Below are 24,419 nucleotides of genomic sequence, written 5' to 3'. Positions count from 1 at the left end.
AGGTCACAGGTTCAAATCCTGTCCCCGCATCCAAGATCAAATCAACAAATCAGCCGCCCAGGCCATCATGCCAGGGCGGCTTTTTTGCGTGCCCTTGCCGCCGGTGCTAAAGGCCAGATCGTGAACCTGGGTTCGACGCTCCGCCTCCATCGCCTGATGCTGCAGGACTTCCGCAGCTATCCTCGGCTCGACCAGGAATTTTCCGCCAAGCTCGTGGCCATCGCCGGCGCCAACGGCACCGGCAAGACCAACCTGCTGGAAGCGATCAGCCTGCTCGGCCCGGGCCGGGGCCTGCGCGCCGCCAAGGGCGCCGAGCTCGGCCGGCGCGAGGGCGACCATGGCCTGTCCTGGACCATTGCCGGGCATTTCGATGGGCCGCTCGGCCCGGTCACCATCGGCACCGGCAGCGAGGCCGGGCAGGACCGCCGCAGCTTCCGCCTCGACGGCAATGCCATCCGCAGCCAGGCGGAGCTCTCCGCCCATGCCGCCGCCCTCTGGCTGACGCCGCAGATGGACCGGCTGTTCCAGGAAGGCGCCAGCGGCCGGCGCAAATTCCTCGACCGGCTGGTCTGGGCGCGCGAGCCAAGCCATGCCCGCGACGTCGCCGCCTTCGAATCGGCCATGTCCCAGCGCAACCGCCTGCTCGCCGAGGGACGGCGCGACGCCCGCTGGCTGGCAGCCCTCGAGGACACCATGGCCCGCCATGCGGTGGCCGCCGTCGCCGCGCGCCGCAGCGCCGCCGGCCAGCTCAATGCCATGCTGGGCCAGGGCGTCGCCGGCAGCTTCCCCGCCGCCCGGCTCGAGATGCTCTGCCCGATTGCCGCGGCACTCGCCGAGCAGCCGGCGCTCGCCGTCGAGGACGCGCTGCGCGACGGCCTGGCTGCCGACCGCGCGCGCGACGCCGCGGCGGGGGGCGCCAGGCAGGGCGCGCATCGCACCGACCTGCGCATGGTGCTGCTGCCGAAGGAGATCCCGGCCGAGCTCTGCTCCACCGGCGAGCAGAAGGCGCTGCTGGTCAGCACGGTCCTGGCCCAGGCTGCGCTGGTCGCCGCGCATCGCGGCTTCGCGCCGCTGCTGCTGCTGGACGAGGTTGCCGCCCATCTCGATCCCGGCCGGCGCGAGGCGCTGTTCGCGGCGCTGGCGGCGCTGCCGGCGCAGTGCTTCCTGACCGGCACCGAGGCCGCGCCCTTCGAGCCGCTGCGTGGCCAGGCGCAGCTTTTCGCAGCCATCCCCGGCGGGCTCCGCGAGGTTGCCGATTTCCCCGTGCCGGCCCCTGCATAAGCTGCTATAAAATCCTGTCTTTCAGACTGTCCTGAGCAGGAGTTTCCCGCCGGCATGAGTGAGTCCGCGCGTGCGCCGATCCCCGCCTCCGACGCTTCGGCGGAGGCCTATGACAGCGCCTCCATCACCGTGCTGCGCGGACTGGAAGCCGTCCGCAAGCGGCCCGGCATGTATATCGGCGACACCGATGACGGCTCCGGCCTGCACCACATGGCCTTCGAAATCATCGACAACGCCGTCGACGAGGCGCAGGCCGGCTATGCCACGCGCTGCGACGTGGTGCTGAACGCCGATGGCTCGGTCACCGTCACCGATGACGGCCGTGGCATCCCCACCGACATCCATGCCGAGGAAGGCGTCTCGGCCGCCGAGGTCGTGCTGACCCGGCTGCATGCCGGCGGCAAGTTCAACCAGAATTCCTACAAGGTCTCCGGCGGGTTGCACGGCGTCGGCGCCGCGGTGGTGAACGCGCTGTCCGAATGGATGGACGTCGTCATCTGGCGCAACGGCCAGGAGCATTTCATCCGCTTTGAGCATGGCGACACGGTGCAGCCGCTGAAGGTGATCGGCCCGACCGAGCACCCGACCGGCACCCGCGTCAGCTTCAAGCCTTCCGCCGGCACCTTCACCCGCACCGAATACGAGTTCTCGGTGCTGGAGAAGCGGCTGCGCGAGCTCGCCTTCCTCAATTCCGGCCTGGCCATCAACCTGCGCGACGACCGTCCGGTCGCGCTGGGCGAGGCGGCGCGCGAGACGAATTTCCGCTTCGACGGCGGGCTCACCGCCTTCGTCGAATGGCTGGACCGCAGCAAGGAGCCGATCTTCAAGCCGCCGATCAGCCTGAAGGCCAAGGAAGGCACCGGCATCCAGGTCGAGCTGGCGATGTGGTGGAACAACAGCCCGCATGAGCAGGCGCTGTGCTTCACCAACAACATCCCGCAGCGCGACGGCGGCACCCACCAGGCCGGCTTCCGCCAGGCGCTGACCCGCGTGGTGATGAAGTATGCCGAGGAGCTGGCCAAGAAGGAAAAGGTCGAGCTCTCCGGCGAGGATATGCGCGAGGGCCTGACCGCGGTCATCTCGGTCAAGGTGCCGGACCCGAAGTTCTCCTCGCAGACCAAGGACAAGCTGGTCTCCTCCGAGGTGCAGCCGGTGGTGCAGATGGCGGTGGCCGATGCGCTGTCCCACTGGTTCGAGACGCATCCGAAGGAAGCCCGCGCGGTGCTCGACCAGGTCGTGCTGGCCGCTGCTGCCCGCAAGGCGGCGCAGCTGGCGCGGGAGAAGGTCGGCCGCAAGAACGCGCTCGACATCTCCACGCTCCCCGGCAAGCTCGCCGACTGCCAGGAGAAGGATCCCACCAAGTGCGAGATCTTCTTCGTCGAGGGTGACTCGGCCGGCGGCTCCGCCAAGCAGGGGCGCGATCGCCGCTTCCAGGCGATCCTGCCGCTGAAGGGCAAGATCCTGAACGTCGAGCGCGCGCGCATCGACAAGATGCTGTCGTCTGCGGAAATCGGCACGCTGATCACCGCGCTCGGCACCGGCATCGGCACCGGCCCGGTGGAGCGCGGCGGCTTCTCCGCCGACAAGCTGCGCTACCACCGCATCGTCATCATGACCGACGCCGATGTCGACGGCTCGCATATCCGCACGCTGCTGCTGACCTTCTTCTTCCGGCAGATGCCGGAGCTGCTGGCGCGCGGGCATCTCTACATCGCCCAGCCGCCCCTCTACCGCGCCAAGCGCGGCCAGGAGGAGCGCTACCTGAAGGACGACCGCGCGCTCGAGGATTTCCTGCTCGAGAAGGCGCTGCACAACGCCTCGCTGCGCTACGGCGACGGCCGCGTCGCCGAGGATGCCGAGTTGGCCGAGATCGTCGAGCAGCTGCGCCAGATCTCCAGCCGCATCCGCCGCCTGTCCGGCAATGTGCCGACCGAGCTGGTGGAGCAGGCCGCCATCACCGGTGCGCTGACGCATGACGTCGAGCGCTCGCTCGCCGCGGCGCCGGAGCTGGCCCGCCGGCTCGACGCCCTGGCGCGCCCGACCGAGCGCGGCTGGGTCGTGGCGCCGGGCGCGGAGGGGCTGGTCATGGGCCGCACGGTCCGCGGCGTCGCCGACCGGCATCGCCTGGACCAGGCCGCGCTGCGCAGCCCCGAGGCGCGCTGGCTGGCCGAGCGCCAGTCCGCGCTGTCGGCCGCCTGGTCGCAGCCCGCGGTGCTGACCCTCGACGGCCATGCCCACGAGGTCGCCGGCCCCCTGGCGGCATTGGAAAAAATCCTGGCGCAGGGCCGCAAGGGCCTGGCCATCCAGCGCTTCAAAGGCCTGGGCGAAATGAACCCCGACCAGCTGTGGCAGACCACGCTGGACCCGGCGGCGCGCACGCTGCTGCAGGTGAAGATCGAGGACATGGAAGACGCCGAGCAGGTCTTCTCCACGCTGATGGGCGACGTGGTCGAGCCGCGCCGCGAATTCATCGTCGGCAATGCGCTGAAGGTCGCCAATCTCGACGTCTGATGCCAACGGCATCAGACAGCTGAAAGAAAAAGGGCGGCACCGCAAGGTGCCGCCCTTTTTGCGTCTCAGCTCCGAAGCCCGGGCGCTTCCTGCCCGGTGCGCGCGACATATTCGGTATAGCCGCCGTCATAGACATGCGGGCCTTCCGGGGTCAGCTCCAGCACGCGGTTGGACAGCGCCGCCAGGAAGTGGCGGTCATGCGAGACGAAGAGCATGGTGCCCTCGTACTGCGCCAGCGCCGCGATCAGCATCTCCTTGGTGGCGAGGTCGAGATGGTTGGTCGGCTCGTCGAGGACCAGCAGGTTCGGCGGGTCGTAGAGCATCATCGCCATGACCAGCCGCGCCTTCTCGCCGCCCGACAGCACCCGGCACTTCTTGTCGATCTCGCCGCCGGAGAAGCCGAAGCAGCCGGCCAGGCTGCGCAGCGAGCCCGGATTGGCGCGGGGGAAGGCGTCTTCCAGCGCCTCGGCGACGCTGCGGTCGCCATCCAGCAGCTCCATGGCGTGCTGGGCGAAATAGCCCATCTTCACGCTGCCGCCGAGCGTCACGCTGCCGGTGTCGGGCGCCGAGGTGCCGGCCACCAGCTTCAGCAGCGTCGACTTGCCGGCGCCGTTGCTGCCGAGCACGCAGCAGCGCTCGCGCCGGCGGACCAGGAAGTCGAAGCCGTCATAGATGATCTTCTCGCCATAGCGCTTGGCGACGCCCTTCAGGCTGACCACGTCCTCGCCCGAGCGCGGCGCCGGCTGGAAGTCGAAGCTGACCGCCTGGCGGCGCTTCGGCGGCTCGACCCGGTCGATCTTCTCGAGCTTCTTCACCCGGCTCTGCACCTGCGAGGCATGCGAGGCGCGCGCCTTGAAGCGCTCGATGAACTTGATCTCCTTGGCCAGCATCGCCTGCTGGCGCTCGAACTGCGCCTGCTGCTGCTGCTCGGCCAGCGCCCGCTGCTGCTCGTAGAAGCCGTAATCGCCGGAATAGCTGGTCAGCGCGCCGCCATCGATCTCGATGACCTTGTTGATGATGCGGTTCATGAACTCGCGGTCGTGCGAGGTCATCAGCAGGGCGCCGTCATAGCCGCGGAGGAAGTTCTCCAGCCAGATCAGGCTTTCCAGGTCCAGGTGGTTCGACGGCTCGTCGAGCAGCATGACGTCGGGGCGCATCAGCAGGATGCGGGCCAGCGCCACGCGCATCTTCCAGCCGCCCGACAGCCGGCTGACATCGCCGTCCATCATCTCCTGGCTGAAGCTGAGCCCGGCCAGCACTTCCCGCGCCTTGCTCTCCAGCGCATAGCCGCCGAGCTCCTCGAAGCGGGCCTGAACCTCGCCGAAGCGTTCCACGAGTTCGTCGATGCGGTCGAGCTGGTCCGGATCGCCCATCGCCGCCTCGAGGGAAGCCAGCTCGGCCGCGATGCTGCTGACGTCGCCGGCGCCGTCCATCACCTCGGAGACGGCGCTGCGCCCGGCCATCTCGCCGACATCCTGGCTGAAGAAGCCGATGGTGACGCCGCGCTCGACCAGCACCAGGCCTTCATCGGGCTCGTCGCGGCCGGTCAGCATGCGGAACAGGGTGGATTTGCCGGCGCCGTTCGGCCCGACCAGCCCGACCTTCTCGCCCTTCTGCAGCGCGGCCGAGGCTTCGATGAAGAGCAGCTGCTGGCCGTTCTGCTTGCTGATGTTGTCGAGGCGGATCATGGCATTCCGGACAGCTGGAGGGGCGGGCGGGCGGCTTATGCCACGGGGGAACGCCCTTCGCATGCGCGAAATGGTCGACCCGGCCATGGTTGCTGCGGCTTCCCCCCGGGTCGTCATCCGCGGCGGGCCGGCCTATGCTGGCCGCATGTTTACGGTCGACGCACCCATCATCGCCGCCCGCCGTCAGGGCCTCCGCGCGTGAGCGCCTCCGACATGCTGCCGGCCGAGCGCCTGGCGGAGCTGGAAGGGCTGGCCACCCGGCTGCAGGACGGCGTCGCCGGGCTGCGCGCCGCGCTCGAGGCCCAGACGGTGCGCGCCACCAGCCTGGAGCGTGAGCTGGCCGTGACCGAGGCCAAGCTGCTGGTCGAGACCATGCACAGCGCCGGCCTGGCCGCCCAGGCCACCCACCTGCTGGCCGTCGGCCCCGAGGCGGCGCTGGCCGAGGCCGAGGACCATGCCGGCCAGACCATGCTGTCGGTGGTCTATGAGCAGGCCTTCGACGCCAAGGGCCGCGAGCTGGGCGTCGAGGATCCGGCCCGCTTCCGGGTGGGCTGAAGGCCGGGGGAGGGCTTCCATCCCCCGGAAACCAGCCGCAGCAAAATATGCTGTCTGCCCTGCCGATAGCGCATAAGATGCGCGAGGCCCCCGGGCATTGCCGCCGATTGCACCGGTGCCATCGACCTAGCCTTCCCGCCTGAGGCGCGCCCGGCGCGCCCTTCGAGGGGGATGATGCGATGCTGGAGAACCTGACCCGGACCGAGGCGGCGCTGGCGGCGCGGCAGCAGGATGTGCCGCGCGGCGTGCTGACGGCGCATCCCCTGGTGCTGGAGCGGGCGCTAGGCGCCGAGGTCTGGGATGTCGACGGCAACCGCTTCCTGGATTTCGTCGGCGGCATCGGGGTGATGAATGTCGGCCACAACCATCCGCGGGTGGTCGCCGCCGTGCAGCAGCAGCTGACCCGCATCACCCATGCCGCCTTCCAGGTCGCCGCCTATCCGCCCTACCTGGAACTGGCCGCGAAGCTGAATGCGCTGGTCGGGCAGGGCGAGGCCTTCAAGACGGTGTTCTTCACCTCCGGCGCCGAGGCGGTGGAGAATGCGGTGAAGATCGCCCGCAGCCACACGAATCGCCCTGGGATCATCGCCTTCCGCGGCGCCTTCCACGGCCGCACCCTGCTGGGCACCACGCTGACGGGCATGAGCGCGCCCTATCAGCAGAATTTCGGGCCCTTCGCCCAGGGGGTGCACCATGTGCCTTTCCCCGACGCCTATCGCGGCATCTCGACCGAGGCGGCGCTGGCGGCCCTCGACACCTGCTTCGCCACCGAGATCGCCCCCGAGCGCGTCGCCGCCATCCTGCTGGAGCCGGTGCAGGGCGATGGCGGCTTTCTGGCAGCACCCCCGGAATTCCTGCAGGCGCTGCGGGAGATCGCGACGCGGCACGGCATCGTGCTGATCCTGGACGAAATCCAGTCTGGCTTCGGCCGTGCCGGCGCCATGTTCGCGCATCAGACCGCCGGCATCCGCCCCGACCTGGTGACCATGGCCAAGAGCCTGGCGGGGGGCCTGCCGATCTCCGCCGTCTCCGGCCGGGCCGAGATCATGGAGGCGCCGACGCCGGGCGGGCTCGGCGGCACCTATGGCGGCAATGCGCTGGCCTGCGCCGCGGCGCTCGCGGTGCTGGAGGTTTTCGAGCAGGAGGACCTGCTGGCCCGCGGCAACGCCCTGGGCGAGGCGCTGGCGACGGGGCTGGCCGCGCTGGCCGCGAAGCATCCGCGCATCGGCCAGGTGCGCGCCACCGGCTGCATGTGCGCCATCGAGATGGTGACGGACCCCGCCAGCCGCGCGCCCGACGCGGCGCTCGCCCAGGCGGTGATCGACGCGGCGCGCGAGGGCGGTCTGCTGGTCATCAAATGCGGCGTGCAGCGCAACGTGGTGCGCTTCCTGCCGCCGCTGGTCACCAGCCAGGCGCAGCTCGACGAGGCGCTGACCATGCTGGGTGCCGCCCTGGCCACCGCCGGCGCCTAGTCCCGGAACCAGGACGGAGCGCGCGCTAGCGCTCCGTTCCGCCTGTCTGTCCCAGCGTGCCTGCCTGGATGCCAACGAGCATCCAGGGCTGAAAAAAAGACGCCTGCACGGGTCAAACAAAGGGGGCTTCGACGATGGGTGACGACCAAAAATTCCTGAAGCTGGTGGGCCCGGCCGAGGCCGCCCGCCTGCAGACCGCGCTGCGCCAGGGCGCCACGCGGCGCGACCTGATGCGGCTGCTGGGCGCCGCCGGCATGGGCGCGGCGCTGGCCGGCTCGGTGGCGGGCGCGGCCGGCACGGCTTACGCGCAGACGCCGCGGCGCGGCGGGCGCATCCGCGTCGCCGGCACCTCGACCTCGACCGCCGACACGCTGGATCCGGCGAAGCAGTCGATGTCGACCGACTATGCCCGCTGCAACATGTTCTACAACGGGCTGACATCGCTGGACGGCAGCCTGACGCCGCAGCCGGCGCTGGCGGAAAGCTGGACGACGACGGACGGCAAGTCCTGGAGCTTCAAGCTGCGCAGCGGCGTCACCTTCCATGACGGCAAGACGCTGGACGCCGAGGACGTGGTCTATTCGCTGGCCCGGCACAAGGACCCGGCGACGGCATCGCGCGCCCGGTCGCTGGCCATGCCGATGGTCGAGATCAAGGCCGCCGGCCCGCTGGAGGTGCAGATCACCCTGGATGCGGCGAATGCCGACCTGCCGGTGGTGCTGGGCACCTTCCACTTCCTGATCGTCAAGGCGGGCACGACCGACTTCGCGACGGCGATCGGCACCGGGCCCTATATGTGCAAGGAATTCACGCCTGGCGTGCGCTCGATCGCGACGCGCAATCCGAACTACTGGAAGCAGGGCCGGCCCTATCTGGACGAGATCGAGTTCGTCGGCATCCCGGACGAGCAGGCCCGCGTCAACGCGCTGCTCTCGGGCGACATCCAGCTGACGGCGGGGATCAATCCGCGCTCGGTGCGGCGCATCACCGGCACGCCGGGCTTTTCCGTCTTCGAGACCAAGTCGGGCTACTACACCGACCTGGTGATGCGGGTGGACCAGGCGCCGGCCAGCAACCCGGATTTCGCGCTCGCCATGAAATACATGCTGGACCGCCAGCAGATGCTGACCGCGGTGCTGCGCGGCCATGGCGTCATCGCCAACGACCAGCCGATCGACCCCAGCAACCGCTTCTACTTCGCCGGCCTTCCGCAGCGTCCCTACGATCTCGACAAAGCAAAATTCCATTTCCGCAAGTCGGGGATCGGCAATTCGGCGCTGCCGCTGGTCTGCTCGCCGGCGGCCGAGCATTCGGTCGAGATGGCCATGCTGATCCAGGAAAGCGGCAAGCAGGCGGGGATGAACATCGACGTCAAGCGCGTCCCCGCCGACGGCTATTGGTCGAACCACTGGTTCAAGCATCCGCTGGGCTTCGGCGCCATCAACCCCCGCCCCAGCGCCGACATCCTGTTCACATTGTTCTTCAAGTCGGACGCCGCCTGGAACGAAAGCGGCTGGAAGAACGAGAAATTCGACCAGCTGCTGCTGGCGGCGCGCACCGAGACGGACGAGGCGAAGCGGCGCCAGATGTATGCCGACATGCAGGTGCTGGTGCATGAGCAGTCGGGCATCGGCGTGCCGCTGTTCTTCAACCTGCTGGACGGCCACAGCAGCAAGCTGAAGGGGCTGGGCGCGATCCCGCTGGGCGGGCTGATGGGCTACAGCTTTGCCGAGAACGTCTGGCTCGAGGCCTGAGCCGCCGCCCGCCATCCCCTGGAATGGCGGGCGTGATCCTTGCATGGGGAGGCCAGGGTCCTGCACCCTGGTTCTCCGCCTTGCCTCCTGCCCAGGGACGACGCGCATGATACGGAACGCTTTGCTGCGGATGGTGGTGGCCCGGCTGGCGCTCGGCCTGCTGTCGCTGCTGCTGGTCTCGCTGGCGGTTTTCGCCATCACCAGCCTGCTGCCCGGCGACACGGCGCAGGAGCAGCTCGGCCAGGCGGCGACGCCCGAGGCGGTGGCGGCGCTGCGCCTGCAGCTCGGCCTCGACCAGCCGGGATGGCTTCGCTACCTGCACTGGCTGGGCGGGCTGGTCTCGGGCGATGCCGGGCGGTCGCTGGTCAATGGCCAGCCGGTGGCGGCGCTGATCGGCGCGCGATTGCCCAATTCGCTGCTGCTGGCCGCCGCCACGGCGGTGGTCTCGGTGCCGCTGGCGCTGGCCATCGGCATCTCGGCGGCGATGTGGCGCGGCACCGCCTATGACCGCGGCGTCAGCATGCTGACGCTGTCCATCGTCTCGGTGCCGGAATTCCTGGTGGCGACGGCGGCGGTGCTGGTCTTCGCGGTCCACCTGCGCTGGCTGTCGGCGCTGTCCTATGTCAGCAGCATCGACAGCATCGGCCAGTTCATCCGCGTCTTCGCCATGCCGGTGCTCAGCCTCTGCTGCGTCATCGTGGCGCAGATGGTGCGGATGACGCGGGCCGCGCTGATCGACCAGCTGCGCGCCCCCTATGTCGAGATGGCGGTGCTGAAGGGCGCGGGGCCGATCCGCGTGGTCTGGTCGCATGCCCTGCCCAACGCGGTCGGGCCCATCGCCAATGCGGTGGCGCTCAGCCTGTCCTACCTGCTGGGCGGCGTCATCATCGTCGAGACCATCTTCAACTATCCCGGCATCGCCAAGCTGATGGTGGACGGCGTCTCCACCCGCGACATGCCCCTCGTCCAGGCCTGCGCCATGATCTTCTGCGCGGCCTATCTGTTCCTCGTGCTGGCGGCGGATCTATGCGCAATCCTGTCCAACCCGCGTCTGCGCCACCGGTGAGCGGCGAGGCGCTGTCCGACGTCCCGCCGCCGCGGCGCCGGCGGCGCTGGCCGCTGCTCGGCCTGCTGGGCGGGGCGATCGTCGTCTTCTGGCTGGCCATGGCCTTCCTGGGCGGGCTGGTGGCGCCGCATGACGCCGGGCGCATCGTCGACATGGATGTCTTCACGCCGATGACGGCGGCTTTCCCGCTGGGCACCGACTATCTCGGCCGCGACATGCTCAGCCGCATCCTGCACGGCACGCGCTACACGGTGGGGGTCGCGCTGGCGGCGACGCTGTTGGCCAGCGGCTCCGGCCTGGTGCTGGGCATGGCGGCGGCGACGCGCGGCGGCTGGACCGACCTGGTGCTGTCGCGCTGCCTCGACACGCTGTCGGCGATGCCGTCGAAGATGTTCGCCCTCGTCGTCGTCGCCGCCTTCGGCTCCTCGGTGCCGGTGCTGGTGCTGGCGGCGGGCATCATCTACACGCCCGGCGCCTATCGCATCGCCCGCTCGCTGGCCGTCGGCATCGCCGCCATGGATTACGTCCGCGTGGCGCGTGCCCGCGGCGAAGGCACGGCCTATATCCTGCGGGAGGAAATCCTGCCGAACATGACCGGGCCGGTGCTGGCGGATTTCGGCCTGCGCTTCGTCTTCATCGTGCTGCTGCTCAGCGGACTTTCTTTCCTGGGCCTCGGCGTGCAGCCGCCCAATGCCGACTGGGGCTCGCTGGTGCGGGAGAATATCGGCGGGCTGGCGGAGGGGGCGCCTGCGGTGCTGATGCCGGCGCTGGCCATCGCCAGCCTGACCATCGGCGTCAACCTGCTGATCGACAACCTGGGCGGTTTCCGCCGCCGCGGCGGGGAGGGGGCGTAATGGCGGACGCGCTGCTGCAGGTCGAAGGCCTGCACGTCACCGCCCGCAACGCCGAGGGCGAGACCGTCACCATCGTCCGCGATGTCGGCTTCGCGCTGGCCCGCGGCGAGGTGCTGGCGCTGATCGGCGAAAGCGGCTCCGGCAAGACCACCATCGCGCTGTCGCTGCTGGGCTATGCGCGGCCCGGCTGCCGCATCGCCGGCGGCCGCATCCAGCTGGGCGAGACCGAGATTCTTTCCCTGTCGGCTGGCGAACTCAGAGACATCCGCGGCCGCCGCGTCGCCTATGTCGCGCAGAGCGCCGCCGCCGCCTTCAATCCGTCGCGCCGCATCATGGACCAGGTGGTGGAGGCCGCCATGATCCACGGCACCGCCAGCCGCGCCGAGGCCGAGAGCGAGGCGGTCGAGCTGTTCCGGGCGCTTGCCCTGCCGGAGCCCTTCCGCATCGGCGCCCGCTATCCGCACCAGGTCTCCGGCGGGCAGCTGCAGCGGCTGATGGCGGCCATGGCGCTGATCGCGCGGCCCGACCTGGTGATCCTGGACGAGCCGACCACCGCGCTCGACGTCACCACCCAGATCGAGGTGCTGCGCGCCTTCAAGAATGTCGTGCGCCAGCGCGGCACCACGGCGGTCTATGTCTCGCACGACCTGGCGGTGGTGGCGCAGATGGCCGACCGCATCATCGTGCTGCGCGACGGTCAGATGCGCGAGGAAGGGCCGACGCCGCAGATCCTCGACGCGCCGGCGCATCCCTATACCCAGTCGCTGCTGGCCGCCGCCGCGCCCCGCCCGCGCGCGCCCGGCAGCCTCCCCGAGGCCGCGCCGCCGGTGCTGCGCGTCGAGGGCCTGACCGCCGGCTACGGCCCCGCCGATGCCGGCGGCATGCCGCTGATCCCGGTGCTGCGCGACGTCGGCTTCGAGATCCGCCGCGGCGCCGCCCTCGGCGTCATCGGCGAGAGCGGCTGCGGCAAGTCGACGCTGGCCCGCGTCGTCGCCGGCCTCCTGCCGATGGCGCGCGGCAGCATGCGGCTGGGCGAGGAGGCGCTGCCGCCCGACATCGCCCGCCGCACCCCCGACCAGCTGCGCCGGGTGCAGCTGGTCTTCCAGTCGGCCGACACGGCGCTGAACCCGAGCCGGACGGTGGCGCAGATCCTCGGCCGCCCCGCCACCTTCTTCCACGGTGCCCGCGGCGCCGAGCGCGACCGGCGCGTGGCGCATCTGCTGGAGCTGGTGCGGCTGCCGAAGGGCCTGGCCGACCGTCTGCCCGGCGAGCTCTCCGGCGGGCAGAAGCAGCGCGTCAACCTGGCCCGCGCGCTGGCCGCCGAGCCGGAGCTGATCCTCTGCGACGAGGTGACCTCGGCGCTCGACACCGTGGTCGGCGCGGCCATCCTCGACCTGATGGATGAGCTGCGCCGCGAGCTCGGCCTGGCCACCATGTTCATCAGCCACGACCTGCACACGGTGCGCGCCGTCTGTGACGAGGTCATGGTCCTCTATGCCGGGCAGCGCGTCGAGCTCGGCGCCGGCAGCGCCATGGCCGAGGCCCCCTGGCACCCCTACACCGACCTGCTGGTCGCCTCGGTGCCTGAGCTGCGCCCCGGCTGGCTGGAGCAGACCGCCGCCCCCCGCACCCCGGAGGCGCCGGCCAGCCGCCGCAGCGCCTGCGCCTTCTTCCCGCGCTGCCCGGTGGCCATTCCGGGCATCTGCGACCGCGACCCGCCGCCGCTGCGCGCGCTGGCCAAGGGGTCTGAGATCCTGTGCCATCGGGAGGAGGCGGAGCTGTTGCAGATGCTGCCTTCAAGGAAGGAAGCCTTGGTGTAAGCCAGGGGCTCCGCCCCTGGACCCCGCCGTTCGTTGGCGCCGGGAGGCCACCGGCGGGACGCAACATGAATGTGGGGGCCTGGGGGCATTCAATGCCCCCAGACTCTTCTCTTACTGAAACCGATCCTTGATCCCGAAATAGAGCCCCACCAGCGGCAGGAACCAGGCCGGCCCGAAATGCCCGGGCACCACCGGCCAGGGCAGTTCGCGCAGCGGGTTGGCGTCCGCGCGCCCGCCCATCACCGCGGCCATGGTCTGGCCCATATGCACCGACATCTGCGCGCCGTGGCCGCTATAGCCCATGCTGTAGAGCAGGCCTTCATGCTCGCCGGCGCGCGGCAGGCGGTCGGCGGTCATGTCGACCAGCCCGCCCCAGCAATAGTCGATGCGCGGCCTGCCGAGCTGCGGGAAGGCCTCGTGCAGCCCGGCTTCCAGGATGCGGCCGCTCTTGGCGTCGCTGGTCGGGTTCGACATGGCGAAGCGGGCGCGGCCGCCCCAGATCAGCCGGTCGTCGGGGCTGATGCGGAAATAGTGGCCGATGATGCGCGAGGTCGTGCCGTTGCGCCGGCCAGGCATGATGGAGTCGAGCTGCGCCTGCGACAGCGGCTCGGTGGCGACGATGAAACTGCCGACGGCGACGATGCGGCGGCGGAAGAAGCCGAAGGGGCCCTGCTGGCTCGGGCCGGTGGCCACCAGCACCTGCGCCGCCTCGATCGTGCCGCGCGGCGTCTCGACGCGATGCGCGCGGCCATGCAGGCGCTTGAGGCCGGTGACCGGCGTGTCCTCGAAGATGCGGGCGCCGGCGCGGGCGGCGGCGGCGGCCAGCCCCGCGCCGAAGCGGCCCATATGCATCTGCGCGCTCTTCTCGTAGAGCAGCCCGCCGTAATAGAGGTCGGAGCCCACCTCGGCGCGGATGTTGTCCCGCGCGATCAGGCGGGTGTCGGGATCGGCCTCGCGGTGCAGGATCTCGAAGCTGGCGGCCAGCTTGTCGAAATGCTGCGGCTTGGCGGCCAGCTTGATCTTGCCGCAGCGGCGGAAGCTGCAGTCGATCGCCTCCTCGGCGACGATCCGCTCGACCGTGTCCACGGCAGCGTCGAAGGCATGGTAGAGGCGGCGCGCCTGGTCCAGGCCGAGGCTGGCGGCCAGCCCCGTGAAGTCATGCGCCGTGCCGTTGTTGACATGGCCGCCATTGCGGCCGGAGGCGCCAGCGGCGACCCGCCCGGCCTCCAGCAGCACGACGCTGGCGCCGGACCTGGCGAGCGCCAGCGCCGCGGACAGGCCGGTGAAGCCGCCGCCGATGACCACCGCATCGACTTTGCCTCCTAGGGGGCCACCCAACGGCCCGCGGTCAGCGCCGGCGAAGGGGGTGGCGGTGTCCTGCCAGTAGGGAAGCAGCTTCATGCCGGCCGGCCTTTCAGAGCCCGAGCAGCCCGGGCAGGCCGCCGATGTCGCTGATCTCATGCGCGCCGTAATAGGGCGCCACCGGCTCGTGGCCGCGCGCGACATGCGCCCGGTGGCCGATGCGCAGATCATGCGCCGACATCAGGTCGTAGCGATAGCTGGAGGAGACATGCAGGATGTCCGCCGGGCTGCAGCCCAGCTGGTCGAACATGTATTCGAAGGCCTGGAAGCGCGGCTTGTAGGCCTGCGCCATCTCGGCGGTGTAGACGGCGTGGAACGGCGCCTCCAGCAGCGCGACGTTCTGGTGGATCTGGCTGTTGGAGGCGTTTGACAGCACCACCAGCGGGAATTCCTTCGCCACCCGCTTCAGCGGCTCGGGCACGTCCGGATGCGGGCCCCAGCTCGGGACGGCGTCGTAGAAGGCCTGGCCCTCGGCCTCGACGAAGCCGATGCCGTGCAGCTTGCAGCTGCGCGCCACGGCGTTCTTCAGCACCTGGTCGTAGGGCTTCCAGTCGCCCAGGATCTCGTCCAGGCGATAGGCGGCGAAATCGGCGACGAAGGCGTCCATCCGTTCGGCCGGGATGCGGTCGGCGAAAATCTGCCGGGCCAGCGGGCCCATGCGGAAATTGGTCAGCGTCCCGTAGCAGTCGAAGGTGATGAATTTCGGCCGCAGCTTCGGCATGGATCGGTTCCCCTGCGCAGACGGTTCGGGTTGGCAGGGGCGATGCTGCGGCCGTCGCGGCCGACGGGTCCACGCCGCCGGCCGGTCGCGGCAGTCGAAGCTGCCGAATTTGGCGCCAGGACGGCAGCATGTTTTTGCGTCTCCCTGTATCGGTCCAACCTAGCGCCATGCGGCAGGAGGAATGCGCAGTGTCCGAGGGCAAGACGGCCGGCAGCCTGACCTTGCGGCGGCTCGAGGTCGCGGATCTGGAGGCGGCGCAGGGCCTCTCCCGCGCCGTCTCCTGGCCGCACCGGGTGGAGGACTGGCACTTCGTCCAGGCCCTGGGCTTCGGCATCGCCGCCGAGGCCGATGGCGCGCTGCTCGGCACCGCCATGGGCTGGCGCTTCGGCGCCGATCATGCGGCGCTGGGCATGGTGATCGTCGCCCCTGCCGCCCAGGGCCGCGGCGTCGGCCGGCAGCTGACCAGCGCTGTGCTGGCCGAGCTCGAGGGGCGCGTGGTGCAGCTGAACGCCACCAGCGACGGCTTCCCGCTCTATGCCAGCCTGGGCTTCGTCGCCGAGGGCGAGATCTGCCAGCACCAGGGCGCCGCCTTCTCGGTCGGGCTGGTGCCGCTGCAGCCCGGCGAGCGGCTGCGCCCGATGGGCCGCAGCGACGCGGCGCTGCTGGCGCAGATGGACCGCGCCGCCACCGGCCAGGAGCGCGGCGCCGTGCTCGACGCGCTGCTGGCCCAGGCCGAGGGCGTGGCGCTGGAGCGCGACGGCCAGGCGGTCGGCTTCTCCCTGCTGCGCCGCTTCGGCCGGGGGCATGTCATCGGCCCCGTCATCGCCCCGGACGCGGTGGCGGCCAAGGCGCTGATCCTGCACTGGCTGGGCGTGCGCAGCGGCCAGTTCCTGCGCATCGACGTGCCGGCCGAGAGCGGGTTGTCGCCCTGGCTGCAGGAGATGGGGCTGGCGCATGTCGGCGGCGGCACGCCGATGCGGCGGGGGCCGCGGCCGGTGGTCGGGCCGGGCGGCCCGCAGCGCTTCGCCCTGGTCAACCAGGCGCTGGGCTGACGCCTGGCGGATCGTCCCTGCGGGCGGGCGGCGATTCCCTCGCGGTCCGGGATGTTCTAGGCTTCGGCTTCTGGCTTTGGATCGCTGCATGGTCAACGGACTGCCCATGGGACTGCCCCGCCTGGACCGGATCGACCTGCGGATCCTGACGCATCTGCAGAAGAACGGCCGCATGACCAATGTCGACCTGGCCGATGCGGTGGGGCTGTCCGCCAGCCCCTGCCTGATGCGGGTGAAGCGGCTGGAGAAGGCCGGCTACATCACCGGCTACGGCGCGCATATCCATCTGCAGAAGCTTGGCGACACCATGACCATCTTCACCGAGGTCACGCTGTCCGACCACCGCAGCCACGACTTCCAGCGCTTCGAGGCGCGGATCCGCGCGGTGGACGAGGTGATCGAATGCCACCTGGTCAGCGGCGGCTATGACTACCTGCTGAAGTTCATGTGCCGCAGCGTGCAGCACTACCAGGACACCATCGAGGTGCTGCTGGCCCAGAACATCGGCATCGAAAAGTACTTTTCTTATGTCGTGATCAAGACGGTCTTCACCAAGCAGCATTACCCCTTGGAAAGATTCTTCCCGACGCAGGACTGACTTGGATGGACCTCAGGCGCCGGCGCCGCCTCCGGCGGCTTGGCTGCGCCGCATCCGCGGCGGCGCCCGTTCGGGCGCTCGGCCGGCGGTGCCGGCCGCAGGTCGTGCTGCAGGTCGTTGCCGGGAAGCCCGTGGCCGGCAGCAGATCATGCCGGGCGGCTCGGCGCATAAAGCAGGCGGCGCTGCCGGGCCCGCCCTAGCCTTCCCCCACAACGAAGCCAGGGGGCTCACAGGAATGGCGCGCGAACCGAAAGTGCTGACCTTCGACGTGGTCGGCACGCTGATCGACTTCGAGAAGGGCATGCTCGACTATCTGCGCGCCGCCTGCGGGCCCGCCGCCGCGGCGCATGACGACGACACCATCCTGGCGCATTACCGCCGCACCCGCGGCAACGCCAAGCCGAAGCGCTTCCCCGACGATCTGGAGCGCGTCTATCACGAGATCTGCGGCCCGCTCGGCCTGCCGCAGAGCGACGAGATCGCCCGCGGCTTCACCCAGTCGATCAAGGACTGGCCGGCCTTCCCGGATTCGGTGGAGGCCCTGAAGCGGCTGGCCCGCCGCTACAAGCTGGTCGCCATGACCAATGCCCAGCGCTGGTCGCTGGACCACATGGAGAAGACCCTGGGCAGCCCCTTCCACGACAGCGTCACCGTCGACGATGCGCTGGTCGAGAAGCCCAACCCGCTCTACTTCGCCTTCGCCCGCGGCCGGCTGTCGCGCGACGGCGTCAACCGCCCCGACATCCTGCATGTGGCGCAGAGCCAGTACCATGACATCGGCGTCGCCCGGCAGCTGGGCTACACCGTCTGCTGGATCGAGCGGCGGCAGGGCCAGAAGGGCACCGGCGGCACGCTGGAGGCCGAGTTCACCCAGCCGGATTACCACTTCGCCACGCTGGCGCAGCTGGCCGACCTCGCCGAGAGCGGCGGGCTGGTGATGAAGACCGACGATTGAACGAAGACCGCGGTGCGGCCTCAGACCCTGAGGCCGCGTCCGCTGCGCCAGGCGGCCCAGGCCGAGACGGCCAGCAGGACCGACAGGGCGATGGTGTAGGTCGCGGCCCCGGGCTTCGGCGCCCCGCCCAGCAACGGCGCTGCATTGGCCGCCAGCAGCCCGAGCAGCAGCCCGGCGCAGCCCATCCAGGCGGCCAGCAACGCGCCCGCGCTGCCCCGCCAGGCCGCCCAGCCGAGCAGCGCCGCGATGACGAATTCGTCCATGGCGAGGGGAAAGATCCCGGGGAAGAAGCCGCCCGGGACGGCGACGCGGCGGGCGATCTCGCCCCCCGCCAGCAGCAGGGCCAGCACCGCGGCCAGGACCCGGATCGTGGTCATGCCGCGGTTCTTCCCGTCAGACACGCATCGGCATCAGCACGTAGAGCGCTTCCGGCTTGGCCGCATCGACCACCACGGTCGGCGCCGAGCCGTCGGCGAAGCGGAACTCCACCTTGTCGTCGATCTGGTCGGTGATGTCGGCGAGGTAGCGCGCCTGGAAGCCGATCTCGATCGGGGTGGAGCCGTAGGAGACGGCGCCGCCGTCGAGCTCCTCCTCCGCCTGGCCCTGGTCGGGGCTGCTGGCGGTCAGCGTCAGGCTGTCCTGCTTCAGGCTGAGCTTCACCGGGCGCGAGCGCTCCGACGAGATGGCGGCGACGCGGGCCACCGCCTCGGCGAAGGCCTTCTTGTCGACCGTCAGGATCTTGTCGTTGCCGCGCGGGATGACCCGGTCGTATTCCGGGAAGGTGCCGTCGATCAGCTTGCTGGTCAGGTGCACCGCGCCGAAGGCGAAGCGGATCTTGGTGTCGGACAGCTTCACCGCGATCGGGTCGCTGCTCTCTTCCGCCAGCTTGCGGATCTCGTTGACCGTCTTGCGCGGCACGATGACGCCCGGCATGCCGGCGGCGCCCTCGGGCAGCGGCTCCTCGACGCGGGCCAGGCGGTGGCCGTCGGTGGCGACGGCGCGCAGCACCTTCTGGCCGTCCACCTCGGTCGCGTGGATATAGATGCCGTTCAGGTAGTAGCGCGTCTCCTCGGTGGAGATGGCGAACTTGGTGCGGTCCACCAGCTCCCGCAGCAGGGAGGGGGCCAGCTCGAAGCTGTGCGGCAGCTTGCCCTCGGTCATCGAGGGGAAGTCCTCGACCGGCAGCACCATCAGGCTGGTCGCGAAGCGGCCGGCGCGCAGCGCCAGGGGCGCGTCGCCGCCGGCATGGTCCAGCTCGACCTTGGCGCCATCGGGCAGCTTGCGGACGATCTCGTAGAGGGTCGCGGCCGGCGCAGTGGTGCGGCCGGGGCGGCTGACGGTGACGCCCGGGACCTCCTCGACGATGGCGATCTCCATGTCGGTGGCGGTCAGCGTCAGGCTGCCCTCCTGCGCCGCCAGCATGACATTGGCCAGGATGGGGATGGTGTTGCGCCGCTCCACCACGCTCTGAACATGCGCCAGCGCCTTGAGCAGAACCGCCCGGTCCACCGAGAACTTCATGGCTTGAGCAACCCCCGCGCGGATAGGGGCGCGCAGCACGGCGCACGCCCGGAATCGAGACAAGTCCTCTTCCTTACCAGCCGCGCAGGGGCCGCGAAAGACGCGGCGACAGGGGGCTGGCCGGAAAGCGGAAGCGGCATCTTTCCGGAATAATAATTAATTGGGGAACCCGGCGCCGCTGACGGTGTTGCCCCGGAATGGACCCCTTGCCGCCTGTGCCGACCGCCGCCTGGGCCGCCGACAGCCCTGCCGTCCTTGGCGAGGGGCCGTGCCAGCCGCCGCTGATGCTGGTGGGGGAGCAGCCCGGCGACGAGGAGGACCGGCTCGGCCGGCCTTTCGTCGGGCCGGCCGGCCGGCTGCTGGATCGCGCCCTGGTCTCGGCCGGGATCGAGCGGCGCGCCTGCTACGTCACCAATGCGGTGAAGCACTTCAAGTTCGTGCCGCGCGGCACCCGCCGGCTGCACCAGAAGCCGGACACCGGCGACATCACCCTCTACCGCCCCTTCCTGCTGGCCGAGCTGCGGCGCGTCGCCCCGCGCCTGCTGGTCGCCATGGGCGCCACCGCCGCCCAGGCGCTGCTCGGCCAGAAGGTCGGCGTGACCAAGCTGCGCGGCGAGGTGATGCCGGGCCCCGACCAGCAGCCGCTGCTGATCACCGTCCATCCCAGCTACCTGCTGCGGCTGCCCGACCCGGCGATGCGCGAAGCCGAATATGCACGCTTCGTCCAGGACCTGGAGGCGGCATCGGCCTGGAGCAAAGCCTCGCGATAAGCCCGCCGCCACCAGGCGCCACGAGGCCGAGGCGGCGGAACGCAGAACGGATGTGGGGGTCCGGGGGCATTCAATGCCCCCGGAGTCTTCCCTCACGCCACCCCTGCCGGCTCGTAGCGGTCCAGCAGCACGCCCGGCAGCGGCATCGGCGTCGCCGACCAGGTCCAGAGCAGCCAGCATTCGACCTCGCGGCCGGGGAAGGCCTGGCGCAGCAGCGCGCGATAGGCGGCCATCTGGCGCAGGTAGAGCGGCGGCACGTCCTTCACTTCCGAGGGTGGCGGGCGGTTGGTCTTGTAGTCCAGCACCAGCACGCGCTCGTCCGCCACCAGCAGGCGGTCGACCTGGCCGGCCAGCGGCAGGCCGTTGAGGCGGCCGGCGATCGGCGCCTCGGCCAGGCTGCCGGGGCCGAAGGCGGCGGCGAGCTCAGGATGGTCGAGCAGGCGCAGCACCTCCGCGCCGGTGGCCGCGCGGTCGGCCTCGGTCAACCCATGGCCGGGACGGTCGAGGAAGCGGCGGGTCACCGCCTCCCGCTCGGCGGCCGGATAGTCGGGCAGGTGCTGCAGCAGGGCGTGGATCAGCCGGCCGCGGCGGAAGCGCTCGCCGGTCGGGTCGGCGCGGCCATGCGGGGCGGCCGTGGGCGTCTGCTCCTCGCCGGGCAGGGCGGAGGGCGAGAGCGTCAGCGCCTGGCTTTCCGGATCGGCGGGGCGGCCGATCCAGGCGGGCAGCGGGGCGAGCTCCGACGCCATCGCGGCATGCGGCTCGCGGCGCGGGGCGGCGGTCTGGGCGGAGTCCAGCCGGCGCAGCGGGCCGGCGAAGCTGGCCGCCGGGGGCGCGCCGAAGGCTGTCGGCTCCAGAGGCAGTTCCACCGCGCCCTCCAGCCGGGAAAAACCCTGGGCGACCAGGTCGTACCAGCTGCCCGGTTTCGGCTCGCCCCAGGCGCAGACCAGCAGCCGGTCCTCGGCGCGGGTCAGGGCGACATAGAGCAGGCGGTTCTCTTCCGCGTCGCGGGCGGCGGTCTCGGCCTCCATCAGCGCGTTCCAGGCGGGCGCGAAGAAGTCCTTGCGGCTGCGCGGCGCCCAATAGGGCAGGGGCGGCGAGGCCTCCTCCCAGCGGACCGCGCGGTCGCCGCGGCCGCTGCCGACATCGGGGATGATGACGACGGGCGCCTGCAGCCCCTTGGCGCCATGGGCGGTCATCAGGCGCACGGCGTCGGCGCCGGATTCCGCCTCGCGCCGGACTTCCGCGCCGCCGCGGCGCAGCCATTGCAGGAAGCCCTGCAGGCTGGGGGGATGGCGGCTTTCATAGGTCAGCGCGGCGTTCAGCACCTCGTCCAGCGGGTCGGCGGCATCCGGCCCGAGCCGCTCCAGGATGCGCGCCCGCCCGCCATGCTCGCCGAGGATCTCTGCGAGGATGGTGTGGGGTGTCGCGAGATCCGCGCGGTCGGCGAGGCCGGCCAGCCAGTCGGCGGCGCGGCCGGCCGGGCTGTCCTCGCCGCGGCGCTGCAGCAGGTGCCACCAGAGCGGCTGCACCCGGCCGCGCGCCAGGGTGTAGAGATCCTCCTCGGAGACGTTGCAGAGCGGGCTTTTCAGCACGGCGGCCAGCTGCAGGTCGTCCTCCGGCAGCAGCAGGATGTCGCAGAGGGCGAGCAGGTCCTGCACCGCGATCTGCTCGATCAGCCGCATGCGGTCGACGCCGCCGACGGCCACGCCCCGCGCCTTCAGCGCGCGCACCAGCAGCGTCGAGAAACCCGTGCGCCGGCGCAGGAGAACAAGAATGTCGCCGGGGCGGATCGGGCGGTCGCCGCGGGCGGGCAGGCGCTCCTCGCGCACCATCCGGGCGATGCGGGCGGCCAGCGCCTCGGCCATCAGCGCCTCGGCATTGTCTTCGCCGACCGGCTCGTCGGGGACGTCCCAGGGTTCCAGCGCGGCGGCGGCGGGCTTGGCCAGCGTCGGCCAGAGCTCGACGATGCCGGCCTCGCCCTCGCGGTCGGCGCGATGGGCCAGCACCGCGCCCTCCGGCACCACGCCCAGGCGGGCCGGCCCTTCGGCGAAGACGGCGTCGACCAGCGCCAGGACCGGCGCGGTGGAGCGGAAGGAGACGTTCAGCGGGACGGCGGCGAAATCCGCCCCCGCCTCGCCGACGGCGCGCTCGAAATGCGCCTGCCAGCGGGCGAAGCCGGCGGCATCGGCGCCCTGGAAGCCGTAGATCGACTGCTTCTCGTCGCCCACGGCGAAGATGCTGCGCACGACCTCCTCGTCGCGGGTGCCGAGGCCGGAGAAGAACTCCTCCGCCAGCCGCGCGGCGATCTCCCATTGATGCGGGTTGCTGTCCTGCGCCTCGTCCAGCAGCAGGTGGTCCAGGCCGCCATCGAGCTTGTAGAGCACCCAGGCGCTGCCCGGATCCTGCAGCAGCCGGCGCGCCGCCTGGATCAGGTCGTCGAAATCGACGGCGCCCATGCGGGCCTTGCGCGCGGCATAGGCGTTCAGCACCGGCTGGGCGAGGGCCAGCAGGGCGAGCGTCGCGCCATGCAGCCGCCAGGCTTTTCTTCCATCTTCGAAGGCGAAGATGCGCTCGGCCTCCTCGGCCATCAGCGCCTGGGTTTCCTCGTGGCGGTCCTTCAGGCCCCCCTTGGTCGCCATGGATTTGCGCGGGCTGCCGTCGGCGGTCAGGAAGATGGCGCACCAGTCGTCCCAGCGGGCCTGGCGCGCCTCCGGCGGCAGGTCGATGAAGGCCTTCATCAGCTCGCCGCGGGCGCGGTCATTGGCATTGCCGCTCTGGCGCAGCAGGGCGCTGGCGCGGAGCTGCGGGGAATCCACCGCGGCGACCGCGTCCGCCAGGGAATCGCTTTCGCCGCCCTCGCGCGGCAGGCCGAGGCGCTGGCGCAACAGCGCGTCGCAGCCGCGGATGCCGCCGGCGAGCTCGATGGCCTTGCCCAGCCGCTCGCGCTCGCGCACCAGCATGCGCAGCGTGTCGGCGAAGTCCTCCGGGCTGCCCAGGCCGGCCATGGCGGCGATCGCCTCCTCCGGCAGGGTGCCGGAGGCCAGCGTCATCTCGCGCGATTCGGCCAGCATCTCGGCGGCGTCGGCCTCCTCGATCAGGGTGAATTGCGGCGGCAGGCCAGCCTCGAGCGGGAAGCTGCGCAGCAGCGACTGGCAGAAGGAATGGATGGTGGCGATGCGCATGCCGCCCGGCTGCTCCAGCACCTCCGCGAAAAGGGCGCGGGCGCGGCGGGCCAGCGCCGCATCCGGGCGGGCGCCGGTCAGCGCCTCCAGGCTGGCGCGCAGCGCGGTGTCGTCGGCGACGGCCCATTCGCCCAGTCGGCGGGCCAGGCGGGTGGCCATCTCGGCGGCGGCGGCCTTGGTGAAGGTCAGGCAGAGGATGCGGCCGGGCTTGGCGCCGGGGCGCAGCAGCAGGCGCAGCACCCGGTCGGTCAGCACCTTGGTCTTGCCCGAGCCGGCCGAGGCGCCGACCCAGGCCGAGGCCAGCGGGTCGGAGGCGCGGCGCTGCGCGGCCTGCGCGGCCTCGCGGGGAGACTGCGCGGCGGGGGCGAGGCCGGAGAAAAGGTCACGATTCATCGACGGCACCCCATTCGGCGACGCGGGCCAGGTGGTCATGGTCGCCGCGGCGCGGCTTCCGCCCCGGATGCGGCCGCGCGACGAAGCGCCGGTCGCCCAGCAGGAAGGCCCGGGCCAGCGCCGCCGTCTGGTCCAGCGCATCGGCGCCGAGCGCCGAGGCCTCGCCCTTGATCGGCTTGACCTCGCCGGGCGTGCCGCCGCCGGTCAGCCGCCAATGCGCCATGGCCGAGACCGGGGCAGGCTCCACCTTCGAGAAGCCGCCGGCCTCGGCGATCGCGGCCTCCAGCGGCATCTGCGGCGCGCGGCCGTCGGTGATCTCCTTGGCCGAAGGCGGCGTGCCGGTCTTGTAGTCGATCAGCGCCAGCGTGCGGTCAGCCAGCTCGTCGAGGCGGTCGGCGCGCACCTTCAGCCGCACGGCGCCCTGCAGGATGTCCAGATGCCCCGGCACCTCGGCATGGCGGTGGCGGATTTTCCGGCCCTCGGCCTGGGCGGCTTCCTGGGCGACGACGAAGCCGCCGATGCGGGACAGGCGGGGCCGCCAGAAGGCCAGCAGGCCGGGGCGGGCGGCGGCCTCGGCCAGGGCTTCCTCCGAGGCCTCGTCGAACCAGCGGGCGGCGGTCTCAAGGCCGGGCCAGCCGCCCGGCGCCTCGCCCAGGCGGCGGGTCCAGCTGGCCAGCACCGCATGGACGATCTGGCCGTAATCGGCGGCGCCGACCTCGGCATCCAGCGGGTCGAGCGGGGTCAGCCGCAGCACGCGGCGGGCATAGAAGCCATAAGGATCCGCCATCAGGTCGGCGACCTCGGTGACGCTGATCTCGCGCGGGCGGTCGCGGGTGGCGGCCAGCGCCTCGGCGGCGGCCAGGT

General features: G+C 71.1%; 20 protein-coding genes. 13 read left to right on the top strand and 7 right to left on the bottom strand.

What is annotated here, in order from left to right; translation table 11 throughout:
* Positions 1-120 precede the first annotated feature (120 nt).
* On the top strand, positions 121-1,281 hold the full coding sequence (gene recF, locus BKE38_RS03655; protein WP_367595238.1) for a DNA replication/repair protein RecF: 1,161 nt from the start codon (positions 121-123) through the stop codon (positions 1,279-1,281).
* A 54-nt stretch (positions 1,282-1,335) separates the two neighbouring features.
* A complete protein-coding gene (gyrB, locus tag BKE38_RS03650) occupies positions 1,336-3,792 on the top strand; it encodes a DNA topoisomerase (ATP-hydrolyzing) subunit B (protein ID WP_076956015.1) in 2,457 nt (818 codons plus the stop codon).
* Between the two features lie 65 nt (positions 3,793-3,857).
* Here gyrB and BKE38_RS03645 read toward each other — a convergent pair whose 3' ends face one another.
* Complete coding sequence (locus tag BKE38_RS03645; protein WP_076956014.1) at positions 3,858-5,480, bottom strand: ABC-F family ATP-binding cassette domain-containing protein; 1,623 nt, start codon at positions 5,478-5,480, stop codon at positions 3,858-3,860.
* Positions 5,481-5,541: 61 nt separating this feature from the next.
* On the opposite strand from BKE38_RS03645, the gene BKE38_RS31750 reads away from it, so the two are divergent.
* The 7 genes from BKE38_RS31750 (at position 5,542) to BKE38_RS03615 (ending at position 13,001) form a co-directional block, all read left to right on the top strand.
* Entirely contained in the window at positions 5,542-5,682 is a 141-nt protein-coding gene (locus tag BKE38_RS31750) for a hypothetical protein (RefSeq protein WP_165694099.1), read from the top strand.
* A complete protein-coding gene (locus BKE38_RS03640) occupies positions 5,679-6,035 on the top strand; it encodes a hypothetical protein (protein WP_131829481.1) in 357 nt (118 codons plus the stop codon). Before BKE38_RS31750 ends, BKE38_RS03640 begins: the two co-directional genes overlap by 4 nt.
* A gap of 179 nt (positions 6,036-6,214) precedes the next feature.
* A complete protein-coding gene (gene gabT, locus BKE38_RS03635; RefSeq protein WP_076956012.1) occupies positions 6,215-7,507 on the top strand; it encodes a 4-aminobutyrate--2-oxoglutarate transaminase in 1,293 nt (430 codons plus the stop codon).
* Between the two features lie 134 nt (positions 7,508-7,641).
* Positions 7,642-9,261 carry an ABC transporter substrate-binding protein gene (locus BKE38_RS03630; RefSeq protein ID WP_076956011.1) on the top strand — a complete coding sequence of 540 codons (1,620 nt, stop codon included), beginning with the start codon at positions 7,642-7,644 and terminating at the stop codon, positions 9,259-9,261.
* Between the two features lie 106 nt (positions 9,262-9,367).
* Positions 9,368-10,327: an ABC transporter permease gene (locus tag BKE38_RS03625; protein ID WP_076956010.1), complete on the top strand. Its 960-nt coding sequence runs from the start codon at positions 9,368-9,370 to the stop codon at positions 10,325-10,327.
* A complete protein-coding gene (locus tag BKE38_RS03620; RefSeq protein ID WP_242662164.1) occupies positions 10,324-11,181 on the top strand; it encodes an ABC transporter permease in 858 nt (285 codons plus the stop codon). Before BKE38_RS03625 ends, BKE38_RS03620 begins: the two co-directional genes overlap by 4 nt.
* The gene (locus BKE38_RS03615; RefSeq protein WP_076956008.1) at positions 11,181-13,001 is read left to right on the top strand and encodes an ABC transporter ATP-binding protein; all 1,821 of its coding nucleotides are present in this window, start codon (positions 11,181-11,183) and stop codon (positions 12,999-13,001) included. Before BKE38_RS03620 ends, BKE38_RS03615 begins: the two co-directional genes overlap by 1 nt.
* A 111-nt stretch (positions 13,002-13,112) precedes the next feature.
* On the opposite strand, the gene BKE38_RS03610 is transcribed toward BKE38_RS03615, so the two are convergent.
* Positions 13,113-14,402: an NAD(P)/FAD-dependent oxidoreductase gene (locus BKE38_RS03610; RefSeq protein ID WP_076956007.1), complete on the bottom strand. Its 1,290-nt coding sequence runs from the start codon at positions 14,400-14,402 to the stop codon at positions 13,113-13,115.
* Positions 14,403-14,415: 13 nt separating this feature from the next.
* Positions 14,416-15,084, bottom strand: coding sequence for a haloacid dehalogenase type II (locus tag BKE38_RS03605; protein ID WP_076956006.1), 669 nt, complete (start codon positions 15,082-15,084; stop codon positions 14,416-14,418).
* Positions 15,085-15,272: 188 nt separating this feature from the next.
* On the opposite strand from BKE38_RS03605, the gene BKE38_RS03600 reads away from it, so the two are divergent.
* From BKE38_RS03600 to BKE38_RS03590, 3 genes are all read left to right on the top strand, one after another.
* Complete coding sequence (locus BKE38_RS03600) at positions 15,273-16,136, top strand: GNAT family N-acetyltransferase (protein ID WP_076956005.1); 864 nt, start codon at positions 15,273-15,275, stop codon at positions 16,134-16,136.
* Between the two features lie 106 nt (positions 16,137-16,242).
* A complete protein-coding gene (locus BKE38_RS03595; RefSeq protein ID WP_076956004.1) occupies positions 16,243-16,734 on the top strand; it encodes an Lrp/AsnC family transcriptional regulator in 492 nt (163 codons plus the stop codon).
* A 235-nt stretch (positions 16,735-16,969) separates the two neighbouring features.
* Complete coding sequence (locus BKE38_RS03590) at positions 16,970-17,689, top strand: HAD-IA family hydrolase (RefSeq protein WP_076956003.1); 720 nt, start codon at positions 16,970-16,972, stop codon at positions 17,687-17,689.
* Between the two features lie 20 nt (positions 17,690-17,709).
* Here BKE38_RS03590 and BKE38_RS03585 read toward each other — a convergent pair whose 3' ends face one another.
* A complete protein-coding gene (locus BKE38_RS03585) occupies positions 17,710-18,066 on the bottom strand; it encodes a hypothetical protein (RefSeq protein ID WP_076956002.1) in 357 nt (118 codons plus the stop codon).
* A gap of 16 nt (positions 18,067-18,082) precedes the next feature.
* Entirely contained in the window at positions 18,083-19,210 is a 1,128-nt protein-coding gene (gene dnaN / locus BKE38_RS03580) for a DNA polymerase III subunit beta (RefSeq protein ID WP_076956001.1), read from the bottom strand.
* A 215-nt stretch (positions 19,211-19,425) separates the two neighbouring features.
* Here dnaN and BKE38_RS03575 point away from each other — a divergent pair, with 215 nt between their 5' ends.
* Positions 19,426-19,980, top strand: a complete 555-nt coding sequence (locus BKE38_RS03575) for a UdgX family uracil-DNA binding protein (RefSeq protein ID WP_242662166.1) — start codon at positions 19,426-19,428, stop codon at positions 19,978-19,980.
* A gap of 92 nt (positions 19,981-20,072) precedes the next feature.
* On the opposite strand, the gene addA is transcribed toward BKE38_RS03575, so the two are convergent.
* A complete protein-coding gene (addA, locus tag BKE38_RS03570; RefSeq protein ID WP_076956016.1) occupies positions 20,073-23,555 on the bottom strand; it encodes a double-strand break repair helicase AddA in 3,483 nt (1,160 codons plus the stop codon).
* Positions 23,545-24,419: PD-(D/E)XK nuclease family protein (locus BKE38_RS03565; RefSeq protein ID WP_207553479.1), on the bottom strand; the 875-nt coding region annotated here is incomplete at its 5' end. The genes addA and BKE38_RS03565, both read right to left, overlap by 11 nt.

The organism is Teichococcus deserti (genome assembly GCF_001982615.1).
Taxonomy (GTDB): Bacteria; Pseudomonadota; Alphaproteobacteria; order Acetobacterales; family Acetobacteraceae; genus Pseudoroseomonas; species Pseudoroseomonas deserti.
This window is presented reverse-complemented; position numbering and strand designations above follow the sequence as displayed.